Source organism: Nocardia cyriacigeorgica NBRC 100375 (assembly GCF_000308555.1).
Taxonomy (GTDB): domain Bacteria; phylum Actinomycetota; class Actinomycetes; order Mycobacteriales; family Mycobacteriaceae; genus Nocardia; species Nocardia cyriacigeorgica.
Map to the genome: position 1 here is coordinate 1 of NZ_BAFY01000298.1, position 1,431 is coordinate 1,431.

A 1,431-nucleotide genomic window follows, 5' to 3' on the forward strand; every position below is an offset into this window, starting at 1 on the left:
CGTACAGCGATGCCAGCCCGTGGTCCGGGCCGAGATAGGTGACGCTGCCCAGCGCTTCCAGTGTTGAGCGGTGCTTCTCGAACACCTTCTCCGGCCCGCTGTGCAGGATCACCGCGTCGGCGGTGCCGATCGCCGGCGGGATGGCCATGATGGCGCCATCGAGGTACTGGGTGCCGCGCTGCTCGGCCCATCGGGCGGCTTCCCTGGCCTGCGCGGAGTCGCCGGAGGTCAGGTTGAGCAGCGCCGCGCCCTCGAGCTCGCTCGCGCCGAGCAGGTCGTACATGGCCTGGTAATCGCTGACGCAGATGATCGTCAGGGAACCGGCGGCAATCGCTTCGGCCACCGTGGACGCCGATCGCGCACCTTCGGCTACCAGCTGATCGGCTTTGGCCGGCGTGCGGTTCCACACGGTGGTCGGATGCCCGGCTTTCAGGAACGCGCGGGCCAGCGCCTGCCCCATCAGGCCTAGTCCGAGAATGCTCACGGGTGTTTCGTTGTTGGTCATGGCAGCATGATCAACGTTCATACCGGTCTGAAGGTCAAGTGAGGTGTCGATGCTGATCGGGGAACTGAGCCGCAGGACGGGCGTCAACGCCCACCAGTTGCGTTACTACGAATCCCAAGGCCTGCTCGAGGCCGGCCGCAGCCCGAACGGCTATCGCGATTACCCCGAGGACGCCGTGCTGCGGGTGCGCCAGATCCGGCACCTGCTCGACGCGGGCCTGTCCAGCGACGACATCGCCTACCTGTTGCCCTGCGCCACCGGCGAAGCCCCCGACCTGCCCGGCTGCCCCGAACTGCTCGACGCGATGCGCTCGCGGATGGACCGTTTGAACGATCAGCTCGACAAACTGACCCGCTCCCGCAACGCCCTCGCCGACTACATCGCGGCAGCCGAAGCCTCGGGCAGCGAGGAGTACCCGCCGCTGCACGGATCCACCCGAGCACCCGTCACCGCCTGAGAAGGCGACTCCTACCGCGGTAGCCACGTTCCGGCCTCGGATGAGGACGAACGCCATCGGGCCGGTTTTCACCCCCGCCGGGTGAAGTGGGCAACGAGTCCCGGATCACACACTGGCCCGTATGACGATGACATCGAGGCCGGCGTCGGAGACCATCGTTCGTCAGCATCAGGCGCTGCAAGAGAGTCTGCCGTTTGCCGATATGCAGGATTTCGACGATGCGAAACGGGGGTTGATCGGGCGGCGCAGCCCCAATGCGGTGACGGCCGAGGACGGGACGGTGCTGTGGGACAACGACACCTACAGTTTCCTGGACGGTCCGGCGCCGGACACGGTGAACCCGAGCCTGTGGCGGCAGTCGCAGCTCGCGGCGGTCGACGGGCTGTTCGAGGTCGTTCCCGGGATCTATCAGGTGCGCGGGATGGACCTGTCGAACACCTCGTTCATCGAGGGTGATGACGGTGTGGTC

General features: G+C 66.7%; 2 protein-coding genes and 1 pseudogene. 2 read left to right on the plus strand and 1 reads right to left on the minus strand.

Going from position 1 to position 1,431, the window contains the following annotated elements:
* On the minus strand, positions 1-505 hold a 505-nt coding region (locus RJ05_RS26105), incomplete at its 3' end, for an NAD(P)-dependent oxidoreductase (RefSeq protein WP_036541903.1).
* Positions 506-554: 49 nt separating this feature from the next.
* On the opposite strand from RJ05_RS26105, the gene RJ05_RS26110 reads away from it, so the two are divergent.
* Both RJ05_RS26110 and RJ05_RS26115 read left to right on the plus strand, forming a co-directional pair.
* Positions 555-962: a MerR family transcriptional regulator gene (locus RJ05_RS26110; protein WP_036541905.1), complete on the plus strand. Its 408-nt coding sequence runs from the start codon at positions 555-557 to the stop codon at positions 960-962.
* Between the two features lie 127 nt (positions 963-1,089).
* Positions 1,090-1,431: pseudogene (locus RJ05_RS26115) on the plus strand (MBL fold metallo-hydrolase); the annotation flags it as partial.